At 59.1% G+C, this 19,084-nt stretch carries 17 protein-coding genes; 7 read left to right on the top strand and 10 right to left on the bottom strand.

Going from position 1 to position 19,084, the window contains the following annotated elements; translation table 11 throughout:
• The first annotated feature begins 99 nt into the window (after positions 1–99).
• The 3 genes from ACWJJK_RS00910 (at position 100) to ACWJJK_RS00900 (ending at position 3,799) form a co-directional block, all read left to right on the top strand.
• Positions 100–1,056 carry an IS5 family transposase gene (locus ACWJJK_RS00910; protein ID WP_454128553.1) on the top strand — a complete coding sequence of 319 codons (957 nt, stop codon included), beginning with the start codon at positions 100–102 and terminating at the stop codon, positions 1,054–1,056.
• Between the two features lie 1,254 nt (positions 1,057–2,310).
• Positions 2,311–3,357 carry a magnesium transporter gene (locus ACWJJK_RS00905; RefSeq protein ID WP_205780793.1) on the top strand — a complete coding sequence of 349 codons (1,047 nt, stop codon included), beginning with the start codon at positions 2,311–2,313 and terminating at the stop codon, positions 3,355–3,357.
• Between the two features lie 226 nt (positions 3,358–3,583).
• Positions 3,584–3,799 carry a hypothetical protein gene (locus ACWJJK_RS00900; protein WP_086133479.1) on the top strand — a complete coding sequence of 72 codons (216 nt, stop codon included), beginning with the start codon at positions 3,584–3,586 and terminating at the stop codon, positions 3,797–3,799.
• A 125-nt stretch (positions 3,800–3,924) separates the two neighbouring features.
• On the opposite strand, the gene ACWJJK_RS00895 is transcribed toward ACWJJK_RS00900, so the two are convergent.
• The 7 genes from ACWJJK_RS00895 to ACWJJK_RS00865 are packed head-to-tail and all read right to left on the bottom strand — an operon-like array spanning position 3,925 to position 11,668.
• The gene (locus tag ACWJJK_RS00895; RefSeq protein ID WP_454128552.1) at positions 3,925–4,653 is read right to left on the bottom strand and encodes an RDD family protein; all 729 of its coding nucleotides are present in this window, start codon (positions 4,651–4,653) and stop codon (positions 3,925–3,927) included.
• Positions 4,654–4,660: 7 nt separating this feature from the next.
• Complete coding sequence (locus ACWJJK_RS00890) at positions 4,661–5,467, bottom strand: BPSS1780 family membrane protein (protein WP_454128551.1); 807 nt, start codon at positions 5,465–5,467, stop codon at positions 4,661–4,663.
• Between the two features lie 26 nt (positions 5,468–5,493).
• Entirely contained in the window at positions 5,494–6,804 is a 1,311-nt protein-coding gene (locus ACWJJK_RS00885; RefSeq protein WP_454128550.1) for a DUF58 domain-containing protein, read from the bottom strand.
• 12 nt (positions 6,805–6,816) lie between these two features.
• A complete protein-coding gene (locus tag ACWJJK_RS00880; RefSeq protein ID WP_156881658.1) occupies positions 6,817–7,800 on the bottom strand; it encodes an AAA family ATPase in 984 nt (327 codons plus the stop codon).
• A 6-nt stretch (positions 7,801–7,806) separates the two neighbouring features.
• On the bottom strand, positions 7,807–9,162 hold the full coding sequence (locus ACWJJK_RS00875; protein WP_454128549.1) for a DUF4350 domain-containing protein: 1,356 nt from the start codon (positions 9,160–9,162) through the stop codon (positions 7,807–7,809).
• Positions 9,163–9,165: 3 nt separating this feature from the next.
• Complete coding sequence (locus tag ACWJJK_RS00870; protein ID WP_454128548.1) at positions 9,166–10,671, bottom strand: hypothetical protein; 1,506 nt, start codon at positions 10,669–10,671, stop codon at positions 9,166–9,168.
• Positions 10,661–11,668 (bottom strand): stage II sporulation protein M, encoded by a 1,008-nt coding sequence (locus ACWJJK_RS00865; protein ID WP_156881655.1) that lies wholly within the window; start codon positions 11,666–11,668, stop codon positions 10,661–10,663. Before ACWJJK_RS00865 ends, ACWJJK_RS00870 begins: the two co-directional genes overlap by 11 nt.
• A gap of 158 nt (positions 11,669–11,826) precedes the next feature.
• On the opposite strand from ACWJJK_RS00865, the gene ACWJJK_RS00860 reads away from it, so the two are divergent.
• Positions 11,827–12,171 carry a transposase gene (locus tag ACWJJK_RS00860; RefSeq protein WP_454128547.1) on the top strand — a complete coding sequence of 115 codons (345 nt, stop codon included), beginning with the start codon at positions 11,827–11,829 and terminating at the stop codon, positions 12,169–12,171.
• Here the strand turns inward: ACWJJK_RS00860 and ACWJJK_RS00855 are convergent.
• Genes ACWJJK_RS00855 through ACWJJK_RS00845 form a run of 3 tightly spaced genes read right to left on the bottom strand, consistent with a single transcriptional unit; the run spans position 12,136 to position 16,037 of the window.
• Positions 12,136–12,600, bottom strand: coding sequence for a hypothetical protein (locus ACWJJK_RS00855; RefSeq protein WP_454128546.1), 465 nt, complete (start codon positions 12,598–12,600; stop codon positions 12,136–12,138). The genes ACWJJK_RS00860 and ACWJJK_RS00855 overlap by 36 nt on opposite strands.
• A 6-nt stretch (positions 12,601–12,606) precedes the next feature.
• Positions 12,607–14,301: a hypothetical protein gene (locus ACWJJK_RS00850; protein WP_156881654.1), complete on the bottom strand. Its 1,695-nt coding sequence runs from the start codon at positions 14,299–14,301 to the stop codon at positions 12,607–12,609.
• On the bottom strand, positions 14,298–16,037 hold the full coding sequence (locus ACWJJK_RS00845; RefSeq protein ID WP_156881653.1) for a hypothetical protein: 1,740 nt from the start codon (positions 16,035–16,037) through the stop codon (positions 14,298–14,300). The genes ACWJJK_RS00850 and ACWJJK_RS00845 overlap by 4 nt, the downstream gene beginning before the upstream one ends.
• A gap of 358 nt (positions 16,038–16,395) precedes the next feature.
• On the opposite strand from ACWJJK_RS00845, the gene ACWJJK_RS00840 reads away from it, so the two are divergent.
• From ACWJJK_RS00840 to ACWJJK_RS00830, 3 genes are read left to right on the top strand one after another with little or no spacing between them, the layout of a single operon-like run.
• Positions 16,396–17,799, top strand: a complete 1,404-nt coding sequence (locus ACWJJK_RS00840) for a DUF6513 domain-containing protein (RefSeq protein ID WP_454128545.1) — start codon at positions 16,396–16,398, stop codon at positions 17,797–17,799.
• Positions 17,796–18,374, top strand: coding sequence for a DUF447 domain-containing protein (locus ACWJJK_RS00835; RefSeq protein WP_156881651.1), 579 nt, complete (start codon positions 17,796–17,798; stop codon positions 18,372–18,374). Before ACWJJK_RS00840 ends, ACWJJK_RS00835 begins: the two co-directional genes overlap by 4 nt.
• A complete protein-coding gene (locus tag ACWJJK_RS00830) occupies positions 18,371–19,078 on the top strand; it encodes a (5-formylfuran-3-yl)methyl phosphate synthase (RefSeq protein WP_156881650.1) in 708 nt (235 codons plus the stop codon). The genes ACWJJK_RS00835 and ACWJJK_RS00830 overlap by 4 nt, the downstream gene beginning before the upstream one ends.
• The last annotated feature ends 6 nt before the right edge of the window (positions 19,079–19,084 follow it).

Genomic DNA, 19,084 nt, shown 5'->3' with positions numbered 1-19,084 from the left:
CCGCAAGACTTCCCTGAATGTACTTAGGGAAGCTCTGAATAAGTCCCTGGCCCCGATAAAATAACGCCCAACGTCCAATTTTCGACAGGTCGACCCCAGATGAAGCAACTCGGACTCAGTGCCACCGTGTTTGTGAAGAAACCAAAGCTGACCAAGCGTCAGAAATTTCTCCAGGACATGGAGCAGGTGATTCCTTGGACGTTGTGGACGAGCCGAATTGCACCGTACTACCCGACGGCCGGCCGGGGCAGGCGTCCCTTTCCTTTGGAGACGATGTTGCGCATCCACCTGATGCAGCACTGGTTCGGCTACTCCGATCCGGCGATGGAAGAGGCGCTGCACGACATGCCGATGCTGCGCGAGTTTGCCGGGCTGGATGCGGGCGAGGACGCCATGCCGGATGAAACCACGATCCTCAAGTTCCGGCGCCTGTTGGAAACCCATCAGATGGCGCAAACCCTATTCGATGAAACGGCGGCCCTATTGGCGGAAAAGGGCTTATTGTTGCGTCAAGGGACCATCGTGGATGCCACCCTGATCGCCGCCCCGCCGTCCACGAAGAACCGCGAGCGGAAGCGGGATGGCGAGATGAGTTCGACCAAGAAGGGTAACAATTACCACTTTGGCATGAAGGCGCACATCGGCGTGGATGCTGATTCAGGCTTGGTGCACACGGTGGAAGTCACCACCGCCAAGGTGGCGGACGGGGTCATGACCGATGCCCTGTTGCACGGCGAGGAGCGGGTCGTCCTGGGCGATCGGGCCTATACCCGCAAGGACCGCAATCTGGAGGTCGAACGCCAGGAGGGCGAGCCGGTCTGGGCATTTCCCTTCAAGCGTAAGAAGGGCGAGGACTTGCCTGCGGAACAAGCGCTTCACAACCGCATGCTGGCCGCGCTGCGGGCGGTGGTCGAACACCCATTCCGGATCGTCAAACGCCAATTCGGCTATACCAAGGTCCGGTACCGGGGACTCTTCAAAAACGGGCAGCAACTCTACCTGCTGTTTGCCCTCGGCAATCTCTACCAGGTGCGGGAGGAGTTGATGGCGGCCTAGGGATCAATCTGTGCATCGTCCCGGAAAACCGGGGGCGAGGGGCGGAAAGAGCGCCGATGGCGGGCGCCAATTGGGGAGGGAAAAACGACCTTTTTCGGCTGGCAGCCCCGGCCGGTTTATCGGAGCCACCAATAAAACGCACTTATTCAGAGCTTCCTTAGAGCGTTTTCATCTCGCTCGTACGGCAAAACAGGCTTGGCGGAAGTCGTTGGCACCTTCGGCTCGGGTGAATGGATTCAAGCTTTCGTAGGTCGGCAATCCTTTCCCAATCGCAAACGGTCGCTTTAGTCGCGACCCTTCCGACGAAGACGCTCGGCCTGACGTGTCGTCGGGAAGGGCGGCTTCGGCGCTCCAATCGCAAACGGTCATCCCAGGAGCGCTGGGATGACCCTTCCAATCGCAAACGGCCTAGCCGGGAGCGCCGGCCAGCCCCTTCCCCGGATGACCGTTTGCGATTGGGGAAGGATTCCCGACCTACTCGCGAGTGCCCGTACAGGCGGTATGAAAATGCTCTAGCCCTGCCTGTCAGCGCCCAAGCCTAACTGTGCGTATATCGGCTCCTCCCCGAGCGCAAGAAACCGATCGATAGGGATGGCGACAAGGAAGCGCATGCAGTCGTATATCCGGCATCTTGAAGTGGGCTCTTGGTGGCCCGTGCCGACATGGAATCTGCGCACGGAGCGCCAATCGCTACAAGCGGCACGCGAGCTGCCGGCAAAGTTATCGGCGTCAATCCGTGTGGGTACAACCCTCTTAGCCATGATGGGCGATCGGTCTCAAAGCAAGCGAGTGAATAGGACATCAAAACTCTGCGAACATCATTGTCACGAAGCCACGGCATAGGCGCTGCGCGCCAGCTTGCGCCGTGGTCGGCACGGCGGCCGCTATAGGGATGGCAGCCCGCAGCGCGGCGTAACAGTTCCGCATCAACTTCGAAATCTTTTGATCACACTCCATGGTTATCCTTGAACGTGTTTATCGGACTATCGAAGTCTCCAATAGCGATCATCCAAGGCCCGGTACCGGAATGCCGCTTTTCTCTCGGCCTTGACCATTGGCCGATAGAGACACGTGACGAAATGTAGTTCACGGGAACATCAAGAAATGCGCATAGGATCGCCCCGGTACACGTATAACCTGGCTTGGGGATTAATTCCGATACCCCGCAGCGGGACTTGACGGGTATTCGGTCGCAAGGGAAAGTGCGCCGATAAACTCGAACGAGCCGGCCTTGGTCGCGCTGGACTCCGAGTCATGCCCCAAATTGAACAAATGCAGAAAGCAAATATGGAAAAAGCCATCGAAAAGAAAAGACGCCCGCTGAAATCTCGTAAGAGAAATCACCGCCAGGGCGAAACGGCGGGCACCCACCTGACGGCCAGCGTACCCCGCGCTCATTCGAACGAAACCGCGGCGGCCGTTCAGGCTCGCTTGAAAGAACACCGCTTCGATCATGCTGAATTGATCTGTGTCACCGATCCGGAAGATCGGCTGCTAGGGTGTATCGTTCTGGAGGATTTGATCGCCTTGCCCGCGGAGACGCCTATGGGAGACGTTCTTAAGGCACTGCCCATGGTCCGCGTAGACGAAGATCAAGAGAAACTGGCGTCCTTGGCGCTGCACCATCGGCTGACCGCGGTTCCCGTCGTCGACCATGGGGGACATTTCCTCGGCGTGGTACCGCCCCTGGCGCTGATGCACATCTTGCGACACGAGCATGTGGAAGATTTGCATCGCCTCGCCGGGATCAAACGCGAGACGCATCAGGCGCGGGAAGCTATGGAATCGGCCCCGCTGCGGCGAGCGCGGGACCGGTTGCCTTGGTTGATGCTTGGTTTGGCGGGCAGCGCCTTGGCGACCCAGGTCGTTGCGCAATTCGAGGCACAATTGCAGGACCGGATCGCCATCGCCTTTTTCATTCCGGGTTTAGTTTATATCGCCGATGCCATCGGCACTCAGACCGAGGCCATTGCCGTACGCGGGCTATCGCTCTCTCATGCGAACCTCCGCTCGCTGCTCGGCGGGGAAATGCGGACCGGCCTACTGATCGGCCTTACCTTGGCTGCCGTCACTCTCCCTATAATCTGGCTGATCTTCGGGGACTTTTATCTGGCGCTGGCGGTTGCCGTGGCGTTGTTTTCGGCCGGCTGCGTGGCGACGACGATCGGGCTCTTTCTTCCGTGGCTGTTGGGGGAGTTGGGAACGGACCCCGCCTACGGCAGCGGCCCCCTCGCAACCATTCTGCAGGACGTCATGAGCCTTTTGATCTATTTCGCCGCGGTCAACCTCTTTTTATTTTAGAAAGCGGCAGGGAATGCAGTGACTTCGCTCAATCCGGCTTAAGCGACCTTGCCACCCCCCTCCGCCGGTTGCGAAACCGACGATCTTGCTCAGGCTACGATTTATTTCCGTTACGACGCTGTTCATCTTTTGGCAATAACGCTTTAATGACCCTCCGGGATCGACAGTGTTAAGGATCGGTCTCACGGTCATCAACTGATCTCTCGGCAATCCGGAGCCACGGTGTATGCATCCACACATCGGTCTAGATCATCTCACAGGCTACCGCTTTCAGATCATCGAGCTCAGTGCGGACACCAACACGGTACTGCTCCACTACGAAGAAACCGCCTGGCCGCAGGAGGTCGAACCCACCCGCCGGATGGCGTGGACCGAATTCGTCGATCATCTTATCCAGGGCCACTTTGAAATCCTGCGAGATCTCGCCCAGTCGGACCGGTGAAAATGGTTGTCGCGAAGCCCGTGCGGCATGCAGCCTCGTTATCGGAATCGAGGTGACAGACTGCTCCACGGGAATGGGGCATTCGCGTTTATCGCCGGTTTCGCCGATCGGCGATCACGGGCCCGTTAATCCGTCTTACGGGCTGCCGATGCCTCTCGCCCCACCAGAAAATTGGCGATGCGAAAGAGCTTCTGCCGTCCTTGGGGCGGAGAAAGCCCCCGAGTCAGAGGGAAAGCCAATTCCGCCAGTTCTTCCGCGCGCTCTCGTGTGAGCGTGGCGCAACGCCGCCGGTACTCGATCAGTGCGTGCCGTTCGGAAGGGGTAAGGGAAAAAGGCGGGGGTTCCGCCTCGGAATAGTCGTCGATGACGGCGGATTGTCCGGCATCCGGCCGATAGACCACCACGGTGCCGGCCGAGATGTCGCCTAGCCGTTTGTTGTCGGCGTTGCACCCCATGGCGATGAGCCCGAACGCGTAGCCGACCGGCAAAGCGTCGACAAAGCGCAAGGTGTTGCGGATGAAGGCGGCATCCCAGCCCGCCGGCGTTCCGTCTTCGCGCAACACCGCCAATTTGCACAGGCGTTTTCCCGGCGTAGCGCCGTCGTTCAAGGCCTCGAACGCGATGTTGTAAAACCAGCCGAGGACGAAATAAGTCAGTATGACAAGACCCTGCCCCAATGCGCCGAAATACCGCAGCACCACCACGGCGCACACGAAAATCAGAAGACGTATCAGGGCGTCGATCATAAAGGCGCGCGCTCGCGCCGCCGGCCCGGCGACACGAAGTCGAAGCTCGCAGCCCTCCGGGGTGGCGACGGATCGGACGGTGTCGAGCGGGGCGGCGGAAGCGGTCATAACTGCGTCAAGCGATGAAGATGTCTTGATAAGCCTTGTATGTCGAACAGATCAACACCGGCATTAGGACCAACCAACCCAAGCCGACGGGAAGCGTCGCGACGATCGCCGCAACCAAGCCCACGATACCGTAGACCAGGAACGGCATGATGTTGCGGAGACACCCCCGAAAGCTGAGCCCCATGGCCTCGACGGCGCTCTTGTCATGAAACACGACCAAGGCCGGCGCGAACCACATGGCCATGAGCAGCGGAACCAGAAGGGCGAATGCGAGCAAGGAAGCCACGAGCACCATCATGATATTCGACGCGTCCGGCGGCGTTCCCGCGAAAATGCTCATCGTACCGGAGCCGCCGAGTACGACCACGAACACTCCCCCCGCGACCACAAGGGCTCCCAAAAGGTACAGCAAACCGACCAGCGCGAGCTTTCCGAAATTGCGCTGGAATCCTTCGAACAAGTGGCCAAAGGCGAGTCCCCGCCCTTGTTCGAGAGAACGGCATCCCAGCATCAACCCGCCGGTCAGCACCGGGTAGACCAGGCTGGACAGCAGATTCACGACCGGAATCAGGTTGATGACGATACTCAGCAAGAACATGACGATGACAATTCCGATCCAGGTTCCGGGTGCCTCCTTGAACAATCCCCAGCCTTCGCTCAACCATGTCATACCGCTTCCGGCGCTGTTCCGATTCGGCTCATCCAGAAGCACGCCGGAATTCTCCGGAACGGGATCGGCCACTCGCGACCTGGGAGCCTGAAAGGGATTGTGGGAAGCATCGTCGGAAGACGGATCACGACCCGTTGTGTCCATAGGAACCTCTCTTCTTTTTGGTTTAGTTAAAAAACGCCGCTACGCTTCATGTCCCAGTAGCGGTTGACGAGCGCCACCGGCAGTTCCGCCGGGGCGACATCCAGTACGGCGACACCCTGGGCGCGCAAGGCGGCCAATTGCCGCCGGCGCTCGCGGCGGTAATCCACCGCCGCCGCATAGGCCAAGGCGCCATCCAAATCGGTTACCGGCTCATGGAGGAGAGCGTCCAAGGACGTTTCCCTCAAATTCGCCAGGAGCACCAGATGCCGCCGCCGCAGAATGGCGAGGGCCGGCGGCAGCGTGGATTCGTCTTCGTCGCGCAGATTGGTGAGGAGCACGATCAGCGAACGTTTGCTCAAGCGCTCGCATAGGGCCTGGCTGGCGATCAGATAATCGGACGTTTGCAGCGAGGGCTGAAGGTCGTGCACGGCATTGAGCAAGCGCTGCACCGTGACGAGCGATTTGCGGGGAGCGAAGTAGCGCGGCTCGGCCTGGGCAAAAGTCGAAAGCCCCACGCCGTCGCCCTGGCGCAAAGCCACGTAGGACAACAGCAGCAGCGCGTTCAGCGTATGGTCGAAATGCGACAGGGCATCGTCCTTGGCACGCATGCGCTGGCCGCAATCCAGCAGAAACACGATGTTCTGGTCTCTTTCGTCCTGATACTCGCGGGCGATGGGTTTGCGCTTGCGGGCAGTGGCCTTCCAGTCGATTTGCCGCAAGGCATCGTCGCGGCAATACTCCCGCAACTGGTGGAAGTCCAGACCCTCGCCGCGCCGCCGCCTGCGCAGAACGCCGATCTGGGACAAGCGGTTATCGGTCGCGAACACCGAGTATCGAGTGATTTTTTCGAAATCCGGGTAAACCCGCACCGTCTCATCGCCGCCGACCCGGTATTGGGTGAGCCAAAGGCGCAGCGGCGAAAGAAGCCGCAACTCGATCCCGCCGAAGACATGGGGTCCGCGCTCCAGGGGCTGCGCCATATAGCCGAGGTTCACCCAATGGCCGCGCGACAGCTTGAAAAACAAGGGCAAGCCTTCTGCGGAAAACGTCTCGGGATGGCGGTCGAACACCCAGCCTGCGACGCTGCGCTCGGGGCTGGCGAGGCGGAGGCGGACCGTTTGCGTCACCCCTACGGGCCATGCATCCTCGATTTCCCGCTCGACCCGCACCGGATTGCGGCGACTCAGGGCCAGCCACCCGTCAGCCAGCGCCGCGCTCAGCAGCGCCGCCCCAGCGAATTGCCAGACCGCAAGCCATGACGGCCACACTGCCGCGAGAACGGCGAGACCGAACCAGGCGGCGAGCGCGATCAAAAGGACGCGATGAGGCAGGAGCACGAGAAACCCCGGTCAGAAGCGCGGCGAGGGAACCTGGTCCAGCAGCGCCCGGAGCAGCGTGTCGGCACTCGATCCCTCGATATCCGCCTCCGGAGAAGTCGCCACGCGATGGCGCAACGCCGGCAAAGCCACCGCCTTGATATCGTCCGGCGTCGCGTAACTCCGCCCCGACAGCAGTGCGCTGGCGCGGGCCGCGCGGACCAAAGCGATGCTGCCTCGGGGACCCGCGCCGATGGATAAGCGCGGATGCTCGCGGGTAGCTCGGCTTATGGAGACGGCATAGCGGAGCACCCGGTCGTCCACCTCCACGTGGGCCGTCAACCGCTGCAGCGCCGCCACTTGTTCCGGGCCAATCAGGACCGCCACGTTATCCACGGCCAATTCGCCCCCGGACCGGCGCTCGATCACCTGGCGGGTGAGCGCCAATTCTTCCTCCATATCGGGGTAATCGATGCGTATCTTGAGCAGAAACCGGTCCAATTGCGCTTCCGGCAGCGGATAAGTGCCTTCCTGTTCGATCGGATTCTGAGTGGCCAGGACCATGAACGGCTGAGGAACGGCCATCGAGCGGCCTTCCAGAGTCACCTGCCCCTCCTGCATCACCTCGAGCAGCGCCGCCTGGGTCTTCGCCGGAGCGCGGTTGATCTCGTCGGCCAGCAGGAGATGGGTGAAGACCGGCCCTTCGCGGGTAATGAACTGGCTGCTGCCCATATCGAAGAAGGTATGGCCGACCACGTCCGAAGGCATGAGGTCGGGCGTGAACTGAATCCGCGCGAAGCGGCCGGAAAAGGTCTTGGCGAGCGCCTTCACCAGCAGCGTCTTGCCGAGACCGGGCACGCCCTCGAGCAGCACGTGCGCGCCGCAGAGCAAACCGATCAGCACCTCGTCGATCATCCGCTCCTGGCCGATCAGCACCTTGCGGAGCTCGGCACGAATCGACCGGAGCAGCACTCCGGCCTTGTCCACTTGTTCATCGAGCAAACGGGTTACCGCCATAAATCCTCACAATCGTTGTTCGAGTTCTTGCACCGTGCGCACGCAATCGACGAAATGCCGCGGCGAAAGCTTGTCCGGTGCGGCCAAGACCGCCGTCACCCGGTTCTCGGGAATCCCGCTCATACCGGAGAGAATTCTCGCCTGTTCCGACTCGGAGACCTGCGCGATGTGCGGGTGCCGCTGAAGAACATGTCTCCGCAGTTCCAGCCGCATCACGTTTTCCCAGTGAGCCCGCCCGTCTTCGCCGTGACGCCAGACGGCGCGTCCGACGGCGGAAAGATGCTCGATCAGGCTGCGCCTCGCCGGATTCGGCGACGGCAGCATCCCGCCGAACCGTGGCACGATACGCCAAAGCCAGGCCGCGATCAGCAGCGCGCCGCTGATCAGCGCCATCCACGCGGATTCGGCCAGCCATTCCCAGAGCGTCGGAACCTCGAGCCTGGTAGCCAGACGCACTTCGCCCTGCGGCTGGTAATGCCGCATCAGCCCCCAGATCAGTTCGGCGTGATCGTGCTCGCCGATCCGCCGATTGGAGAGAAACGTGAAGCCGTCGAGTACAGTAATCCGGCCTTGGCCATAGTCGTAATGCAGCACGGTGCTGCGCGTATCGACCACTCCCGCTTTCCAGACCGGTGCCGGGTCGGTCGGCACCAGACCCCAGCCGTTTGACCCGAACGTCCGTTGCAGCCGCAACGGCTTGTCCCGCGCCGGAAGACGCACTTCAACCGTATCCGGCTCGTCGTCGGACCGCGCATCCGAAGATTCGCACATCTGCGCTCCATCCTGTTCGTCCTCCGCGCCGTCTTCCTCCTTAGCAGCGGTTTTCTTGGGCTCGATCTTCGGGGGCTCGTACCATCCAATCCCCAGATGCTTCAGGATGGGGTCGTCGACTCGGCGGTATTCCGCCGCAACGATCAAATAGCCGCCGCGGCTCACCCAATCGAACAGGGCGTCGGCGCGGCGCGCATTGACGTAGATGCGGCGGCCGCGATCCAGCAGCAACACCCCGCCCGGCGTCAGCTCATCCAATACCAAGGCATTGCTGACCCGCGCCACCGGCCGCCCGAGCCGCCCCATGAGACGGTCGAAAGCCAAATAAGGGTCGCGCCGAGCCTCCTTGCCCGGTTTCTCCCAAGTCGTGACCGGTACGTAATCGAAGTTGGAAAAAAACCAGGCGGCGCTCAGCGCGATCAGCGCCAGAACCCCCGTCGAACTCCAGATCACCGTTCGGCTCAGAGGTAGTGAAAAAACCGTCGCGAGCGGTCCGAGTCCGCGCCGAGAAGCGGAGGCGTACAAGGGGGTACGTTGATCATCGCAGGCGCGGACTTGGGTCGCGCAGTAGTTTTTTTTACTGCCTCTCATATATTAGTCCGCGAAATGATCAGACCAGCGGTCGCAGAGATCGGCGAGTTGCGGCACGGGCGGCGCGGCATGGGCGTAAGCCGCGAGCTTCCAGGCCCGCAACAGCTCGGCGAAATAACGCTCGCCGGCCGCATCGATTCGCCCCCGTATCCGCTCCAGGCAATTGCCTTCGGTATCCCCCGGGCGGAAGTCGACATAAGCGCGATGAATCAAAGAAACCAGCGCCCCGCGATAAAGCAGCGAAAGTGCGGCGGCATATTCCCCCGCCTCAAGGTGCCGTTTCGCAGCGGAGACGAGGTCCGCCGGCAGCGAATCCGGCCGCACGTCCAAGCCGAACAGGGTTTCCGGAACGTTGCGGACGGCGGGACTCCGGATCAGCCATCTCTCGCGATAGCGATAAAGCAAAACGATCAGGCCCGCGGCCAGAACGGCGGCTGCGACAAAGCTGAGGCTCCGGATCGCCTTCGCCATCCACTCGGCAAACGTCTTCAACAGCTCCAGCGCACCGGAATCGTCCGACGGCGACTCGCTCTCCGAATCTCGGTACCGCCACGTCCAATCCTGAACTTCCCGGCCGAATACCGGATCGGCCAACACCTCCCGAATCGCCCGTTTCGCTTCGCCGGTCTCGGCGACGCTCGCGGGAGGCTGGTCCGCGAAGACTTCACGGGGAGCTTGAAACCAGAACAGGCCGGCGAAACAAAGACACGCCATCATCAGGGCCGCTTTCCGTGGAGTCTCCTCCCGCCCTTCCGATTCCGCCTCGATGCGCCGGCTCAGACGGCGAAAACCCAGCTCGATGTCCCAGCCTTCGAGTTCGTTGCGGCGGTTGAGATACAGCGTGAAACCGGCGGCGACGTAGAACGGCTCGATCAAAGTCTCCCCCGCCAGGTACGCGAGGTCGGACAGCACCACGAGCCAGGCGTCCGACTCGCCGTGAAAAAGAGCCGCCCAGTCGAAAACCGGCTCGACTTCCCGCGGCCGAAACAGTTCGATTAAAAGGAACAGCGAAATCTGGAGAAATGCCGAGAAATGCGCACAGAGATAGGTGAGCCATACCGCGCACCCGCGAGTCTTGCTGTCGAGCACCCGGCGCCGAGCCGCCGCCGCTCGCCCGCGCTGGCCCTCCAGTTGCGCGATTGGAAGATGAAACGAACGGGCCAGGCTGAAACGCCCCAGGGTCAGCCCCATGAGCAAGCCGGAATTGCGAACGAGCCCCGGCAGCGCCCGCCAAATCTCCCGCGTGCTCGGCGCCCGTCCGAACGAGGCTTCCGCGTAGACCTTCAACAGTATTCGATCGAACAGCGGCTTGAACCACCACACGCTGATCGCGGCAACGGCGGGCCACTGCCACAGGAGAAGAAACACGATCAGAGTGAACGGCACCATGGTGGCGAACCAGGCACGATAAACCGGCCGATGCCAGTGCCGCAGCACAACCAATCCCAGATCAAGAGCCTCCCAGGGCGTGCGTCGACGGAGATCCAGACAGAGGCGTTCAAGCTGCACGGCGGCTTCGTCCGACGAGAGAGAAATAGGCCAGCAGCGAGAGCCAGAATGCCATCCCAATGCCGTATTTGAGCTCCACGGGAAGCGTTCGGATCGGCGACCAGAACGCTTCCACGAAGGCGGCGCAAAAAGTCAGTCCGGCCGCTGCGTAAAGGAGATGCACTGCCCGCTGCGCCGCCCGCTTGACCGCATCGGCGCGGCGGAGTCTCCCCGGCGCAATCAGGGCCAGTCCGATTTTCAGGCCGGCCGCACCGGAGAGTACGGCGCCTATCAGTTCCGGCGCGCTATGCCCCGCGACGAAGCCCCAAAACGTCTCGATATAGCCGACTTGCGTCAGATGTCCCGCCACCGCGCCGATCACCAGCCCGTTATAAATCAGGAAAAATACGCTCCCCAGGCCGAAAGCGATGCCTCCTGCAAAGCACTGGAAGTCGATGCGCACATTGTTGGCGATGTAGAACCCCAGCATCATCACGTCGTCGGACGCATCCCGAGGCCGCCCCAGCCGTTCCGCGGTCGGGGCGTACATTTCTTCCACGGAACCCACCGTTTCCGGTGAGAGCAGGAAATACACGCCGTCCGGATAAAACTGAAGCACGGCGAGAGCGAGAAACAAAGGCAAGAAAAACAGCGCCGCCGAAGCCCAGACCAGCCGGGCCTCGCTCCGGACCAGAACCGGCAAATCGTGCAGCACGAAACGAAGCCACCGGCCTCCCCCCGCCCTGCGGGCGCCATAAATGCGCTGATGGACCGCCAAGACCCGGTCGCGCAGCGCATCGAGCAGAGGCTCCGAATAGCGGCGGTCCCGCGCCAGGGACAAATCCCGGCACAGCCCCCGAAACTGACGCGGCAAACTCTCCACCGTGATCGCCGCCGGCCCCGGCTCGGCACCCGAAGCATCGCTCCGCTCCCCTTTTCCGCGAAGCCCGCCCGCCAGCCACCGATCCCACGCGTCCCAATCCGCCTGCCGCGTTTCGATGAATTGATATTCCTTCACATTCCGTTCCGAAAAGAATTGAAGGCTTAGTTTAGTTCAGGTGGGCGATCTTGGCCGCTGATCCGCAAATGCGCTCGTTCCCAAGCTCCCGCTTGGGAACCCGGCCTCGGAAGCTCCGGCTTCCACTCGCCCCTAAATGAACGACTAAACTCAAACCCATGCCCCGAAGCCGTTACCATATCCTGCAAAATCAATCGCCCCACTTCCTGACGGCAACGATCAACCACTGGCTGCCGCTTTTCACCCGCCCGGAAACGGTGAACATCGTGATGGATTGCTGGCGGTTTCTGCAGCGGGAAGCCGGCTTCCGGCTCTACGGCTACGTCATACTGGAAAACCACCTGCACCTCATCGCCGCTTCGCCCGATTTGAGCCGGGATATGCAGCGCTTCAAGTCCTACACGGCCAGGCAAATCGTCGCGTACCTTGAGCAACGCGGATCGGTCAGGATGTTGGAGCTGCTGGCGCTATTCAAGCGACATCACAAAACCGAAAGCACTTAGCAGATTTGGGAAGAAGGCAATCACCCGCAACTCATCGAATCGGAAGCGGTCATGCGGCAAAAAATGGACTACATCGACCAGAACCCGGTCAAGCGCGGCTGTGTGGATCAGGCCGAGAGCGTTTTTCGCCGCAGCATAGCGGTGTGAATTGGGAACTCGGCACACACCCTGAATGCAGGCACAAATATGGTTGTAGGTCGGCAATCCTTTGCCGACAAAGATGTCGGGAAGGGATTCCCGACCTACGGCAGCCTGGGTCGCACACCACACCGGAAAATGCTCGAGCATTGGCGCGATTCCAGCGCGGAACCATGCCGGCCAGGAAGGTTTGATCGAAGTGGTGCGGGCGTGGTGAGTTGGTTTTGAAGCTGGAGCTTCGACGGGAGAGTTCCCAAGCGGGAGCTTGGGAACGAGCGAAAACTGAGTCATCGCCGCCTATTTCCTGCAAAATCCCGCAACGAGTTGTAGTGGTACCGGCAACCGATAAAGCCGACAGGCGACAACGATCAACGGCCACCAACCGTATTTGGCAGCCGATAAGTCCTTGAAATATGGTGATTGCTCGCATTCACCAAAAACCTGCTCGAGAAATTTTTCTTTGAGTTTTTCGACGCAGACATGCGATAAGACCGCGCCGTGAGAATCACTATCGGTGTACAAATGCTCCTCAGAGTGTTCGTCCGGATACCAGAACTGGAAATTGCAATGTTGTAGATGCTTCTCCTTCAGAAGAGCTACTTTACGGTACGTTTCTTCATCATCAAGAAGTGCGGACCACAATGCGATTGTCGGATAGAGAATGCTCCCGCTCGTCACGTTCTCACGGTATTCCTTATCGCCCGATTTGGGGTGCGACAGTAGTTCGCTATAAGAACTCAGAATGCATGGATATCGACCATGCACTCGATATGCGAAGCTGGCGCGTTCAAGGATCTCCGCAAGCCAGTTTTTGATGTCGTTGTGGTTGTTTGCGTCTAATGCAAGCAGGGATACCGTAATAAAGATATCGATCGCCTGGTCGTCTTTTTCGGGCAGTAACAGGGTCGGGTTATTCGAGATTAGCGCCTTGACCGACGAGGCATACATCCAGGCTTCCTGCAGCATTTGTTGCTTTGCTTCTCCTTCCACATCGGAGCACCGCTGCACGCCCCAATAAGCCCAGATGCCGCTCATGGCTAATCGTCCAAGCAGGTCAAAAAGCTTTAAATTAATATCAAGGCTACACGAAGCGCGAACGGCACTTGATATGGCATGCATTTTACCGGCATGCGGCAAGACATTGGTTGCAAGAAACTCACTGCAAATTTGTTGGTAGGCGGAAAATATCGAGAGGAATGCGGTTCCAACTCCTTGCGTTACCTTTCCTTTTTTTTCCGCGCACATGCTGACAAGCTTCCACCCGTGAAGCAGGGCCAGTTCGCTCGACAGATAAGCGGACTCCATATTTCCGGCCTCGCGCGCCCACGCGAATAGTATCCATAAACAAATGCTCATCTGGCGGAGTACCGTGATGCGTTCTACATCTTTCCGGTTATCAACCCCGACCAGCGACTTAATTAACGAGAAAAAATGCTTATACGATGCTTTGGGCTCATCAAGCAGGGCAAGCGATTTGCGAAGGCGTGAGCGAGCATGTTCCGGCAGCAGGTCCTCGCGAAGAAAGTTTGACTGAATCAAATCGGCAAGTTTGTCGCCATTCCATTCTTCAAAGGTAATCTTTGTGGTTGTGTTTCGATCAATAAATCCTTTTAGTTGCTCGCGAACCTGTTCCTGAATATCCCCGCCGAAGCAAATGCAAATCACAATATTCTTTCCACGATGCTCGACGGGAAGACGATTCGGAATGTAAGCATCAATAATTTCATTGAGTGAAGGACGAAGTGACTGATCGGAATCGCCGTCCCAATCTCTCCTCGTTAGATCACCCGCTTTGATTGAGAACAGATAAACCTTTTCCGGTCCGCCGTCTAAGCTACCAACCGCACCAACATCAACACCGCGCTGAAGCGTTCCTCTACCTGGACGCGAATACACGTTTAGACCAAGCTGGCTCAGAAGATCAGGCAGGATCGCGTCGAGTTCACCGCGCTCACGCAGTGACGACAGATATTGTTTGAGAATTAGCTTCATGTACGGATTCTTTCGTTTCTGAACATTCGCAGCATGTAATCCAATCCGAAGGGATCAATATTCTCCATTCGTGGAAATTCCATTTCTGTGCCGTGAGTCTGCAAACCGATTTCCATTCGATGCGACTGTCCATCGGGACCGTTCACGTAGTTGATTGACTTTCTCCCGTAAAGCAACACGCTCTTTGAGACTAAATTCAGAAAGACTGACTGAGCTTCAGCAGCTTTATATGACTCCGCCATCAGATGCGAAAAATACCGATGATGTGCCTCTCGTTGCGCTTCGCCAGGATGCAGGGCAGTAAGGTCACCCACGGCGCGTAAATAGCCCAGATACTCATCAATGGCCTTTAGCGCCTTGTCTATGACCTCTTTCACCTTGCCAGATTCAAGCTTGGATGACTGCATGACATACTCCCGCACTTTTCCGGTGAAATTAAGAAGCAGGGGATCAAAGAGCAACGCGCCTAGCTCCGTCAAAACCGTGTTATCCGTCGTGTGCCGCATGAGTGAAATCAGGACGGTAGCGGCACTGATCGGTTGCATGAAGAGATAGCCAATAGCCTTTCGTGCAACGAACATGACGTGCGTAAGATCAGCCGATTGCAGTTCGGTCGGATCAATCTCCAGCAGCAGATCGTCGCCGTGATGTGCGCCGATGATCGTATGCACGCTCTCACAAAGTACTTTGTCTCCATGCAAAAACCATCGCGTAAGAACTTTGCTAACAAGTACCTTGTTATTGAGAATTTCTCTGGCAGCACCGTCAAAGGCCTCCATCATCGGTTCACTGGGATGTGCCAGCAGCAAGTTCTCCAGAAATTGAATCGCTTTTTCGGGGTGACCTTTCTCAAGTAAGTGCGAAACACCAAGATCGACGTTATGCAGAGTTCCTTTGTTTGTGGACTTGACGCGCGCCAAATAACCAAACAAACAGTCAAGCAGCGAAACAGGAAGTTCGCCAGTACAAAAGGCAAAGACCTCGGATGCCGCATGGAGCGCGTATTCGCCCCTTTTCGATAATGCGATCTCGAAGAGCGACACGGCGCGTGGTTCCTGAGCCTTGTCCAGCTGCAAGAGCGCAAACGCTGATTTGATGATGCCCGCGAGAATCTGATCGTCCGTTTCCGCCGCAGCAGAACGTTCCAGAGCGGCAAGAGCAGACTCAGGCTTTGCACTGCCCTCGGGCCACTTCAGCCTCCCTATTGAGAACACGGCGCGTCTTCTCAACTCAACGTTATTGTCTTCGCAGAGACGAATGGCTTCGCTCAGGTAGAAGGGATTATCGATATGAGATCCCGCAATGAGCGTCGCAGGAAGCAGGTCTGCGAACATATCGGGACTCGCTTCAATCTCCGTCAGTGTCTCACGCGGACGAGTGGGTTCTTTTGCCAGGAAATCGATGAAACTTTCGATAATCGTACCAGCGGCCATGTCCTTAGCGGCATTCCGATACAGATGAAGCACACATCGCATGACGGACGGGACCGGAGCGTTAATATCTGGTAATGCCTTTTCGAAGATATGTCTCGTTGGAAAGAAATCCGGCCCACTCGACGAGTTGATTTTCAAGGATTCAAAAGCCTTAACAACATCGATTAGGCCTTCGTTGTGCAACGTCACCAGTTCCAAAACAAGAGCGTTACGGTTTTTGCGATCGGCTACTGAACAGGCATAGACTGTGTCCAAAAAATTGCCGGTTGCATACCCCCTGAGTAGGACATCGCGATTACTCACACTACGTTCCCCCGTTAGCTGCTTCGCCCCTTTATTCTCTCGGTCACATCCAGTGCGCAAACCGGAGTTCACTAACATTCATCATATAGCCAGTTGTTTGGAGCTGCGTGTTTCGGCCATCTTAAAATTTATCCTTCACCTTAAATCACCAATACCAACTCTTAGCTGCTTTGAAGCTTTCGGCTAATGCTGGGCTCAAAATATCGTTCAAAGGTACAGCGACGCATACGGATAGCATTGCCCTAACACTCGCACAATCCGGTGGCCGGAGCCACGCGCGAGTATTCCCCCTATCTTTGTTATAATCCCGCGGTCCAATCCCCTAACGCTTCGATTCCACCACCTTCCCCACCGTTCAATGCCCGAGCACATCCTGTTTCTCACCGGCAAGCTGGCGGAAAAGCAGTTGCGCCGCACTCTAGAGGAGATGGAGCCGGAGTTCGGGTACACCGTGCATCAGCTGGGATTGACGGTGGCGGCGCTGATGACGGCGGACATGATTCGGCGGCGGCTCAAGGACACGTTCGGGGCCGACCGGGTGCTGGTGCCGGGACGCTGCCGGGGCGATCTGGAAACCTTGTCCAAGGACATGGGCATCGCGATCGAACGCGGGCCGGAAGAATTGCACGATCTGCCGGAGTTTTTCGGCAAGAAGAAGAAAAAGCCGGACATCAGCCGTTACGAACTCCGCATCTTCGCGGAAATCGTCGACGCGCCCCGGATGGACATTGACGGCATCCTCCGCCAGGCGCGGGACTACCGGAAGGACGGGGCCGACGTGATCGATGTCGGCTGTTTGCCGGAGACGCCGTTTCCGCATCTGGAGGAAGCGGTCCGCGCGCTCAAGGCCGAGGGGTTTCAGGTCAGCGTCGATTCGCTGGAAAACGACGATCTGCTCCGGGGCGGCACGGCGGGCGCCGACTATCTGCTCAGCCTGCATGAAGAAACGCTGTGGATCGCCGATCAGGTATCCTCGACCCCGATTCTGATTCCTGCCAAGCACGGTGACCTGGATTCACTGGATCGAGCCGTTCAAGCCATGTGCGCCAAGGGCCGGGACTTCATCGTCGATCCGATCCTGGACCCCATCCATTTCGGATTCACCGAGTCGCTGGTCCGCTATCACGAGGTCCGGAGGCGCCATCCTGATGTCGAGATCATGATGGGCGTCGGCAATCTGACCGAGCTCACCCATGCCGACACCGCCGGCATCAATGCGATCCTGTTGGGAATCTGCTCGGAGCTGCACATCAAACAGATTCTCGCCACCCAGGTTAGCAAGCATGCCCGCAAGGCGGTGCGCGAAGCCGATCTGGCGCGCCGAATCCTGTTCGCCGCGCGCGAACTGAACACACTGCCCAAGCATATCGACGACCGGCTGATGGCCCTGCACGAACGCGCGCCGTTTCCGCTCAGCCGCGATGAAATCGATGAAATCTACCGGCAAATCAAGGACCCGAGCTATCGCATCCTGATCAGCCCCGAGGGCGTGCACATCTTTAACCGCGAAGGCTTTCACACCGCCGCAGACCCGTTCGAGCTGTATCCGAAGCTGGGCGTGGAAACCGACGGCGGCCACGCCTTTTATCTCGGGGTCGAGCTGGCCCGGGCGCAGATTGCCTGGCAGCTCGGCAAGCGTTACTCGCAGGACGAGCCCTTGCAGTGGGGCTGCCACGTGGAAGCGCCGGCGCCGACCATCGATCCTCACGCCTACAAGCCAGCCGGATCGACTTTGCAGAAAACACCGAAAGACGAAGAATGATTCGCGAGACCATCATCACGAGCTGCTCGCCCCAAGGCGCCGCGCATATCGCGCCCATGGGCGTGCACGTATTGGACGACGAACTGCTCATCATGCCTTTCCGGCCGTCCACGACCCTGGATAACGTTCTGGCCACCCGCACGGCCGTCATCAATTACACCGACGACGTGCGCGTCTTCGCCGGCTGCCTGACCGGCCGGCGCGACTGGCCGCTGCTTCCGGCGGAAAGCGTCCCCGGCCAACGGCTGGCCGAAACCCTCGCCCATGCCGAACTGGAACTGCTGCGCTGGGAGGAGGACGAACTGCGGCCGAAGCTTTACTGCCGGATCGTCCGCGAGGCGAATCACGCCCCGTTCCGAGGCTTCAACCGGGCGCAATATTCGGTATTGGAAGCGGCGATCCTGGTCAGCCGCCTGGATAGGCTGCCGTGGGACAAGATCGAATCGGAACTCGCCTATCTCCGCATCGGCCTGGACAAGACGGCGGGACCTAAAGAATTCGAAGCTTGGGGCTGGCTGATGGATGCGGTCGAAGCGTTCAAACACGGCAAGACGGACAAGGCGGCTCCGACATGACCGGCATGCTCGCGAGCGTCGCCAGCCTTGCCGAAGCCCGGCAGGTTCGGGAAATCGGCGTCGACATCGTCGATTTGAAAAACCCCGCCGAAGGCGCCCTGGGTGCCCTGCCCGTCGCCGATGTCGGCCGCATCGTCAGCCAGCTGGGCCGCGACCGGCCGGTCAGCGCCACCGTCGGCGATCTGCCGATGGAAGCCGATGTCGTGTTGTCCGCCGTGAAAGCAATGGCGGCGACCGGCGTCGATTACGTGAAAATCGGTTTTTTCCCGGGCGGGGACTGGGCCGGCCTCATTCATGGCTTATCCTCCTTAGCCCGCCGCAATGTACGTCTCGTTGCCGTCCTGTTCGGCGACGAATCGCCGGAGCTGCATTGGGTCGGAGAACTCGCTACGGCCGGTTTCGTCGGAGCGATGCTGGACACGCGCGACAAGAAAAAAGGATCGTTGCGGCAAGTATGCCGGAATGATTATCTTCGGACATTCGTTGCCGAAACCCGCTCGCACGGCTTGCTGTGCGGCTTGGCCGGATCGCTTCGCGTGCCGGATATCGCGCCTCTCCTGGCATTGAAACCCGATTACCTGGGCTTTCGGGGCGCTCTGTGCGGCGGGGATCGTACCGATGCTTTGAATCCCGAGTCCGTACTCACCGTTTTGAACCTGGTCCATGGCGAATGCGTTAACGGATCGCCGCGAATCACCGCGTAATTTCGA

It is taken from the genome of Methylocaldum gracile, from assembly GCF_053646815.1.
Note: the sequence above shows the minus strand (reverse complement) of the source record. Positions and strands in the feature narration are given on the sequence as shown.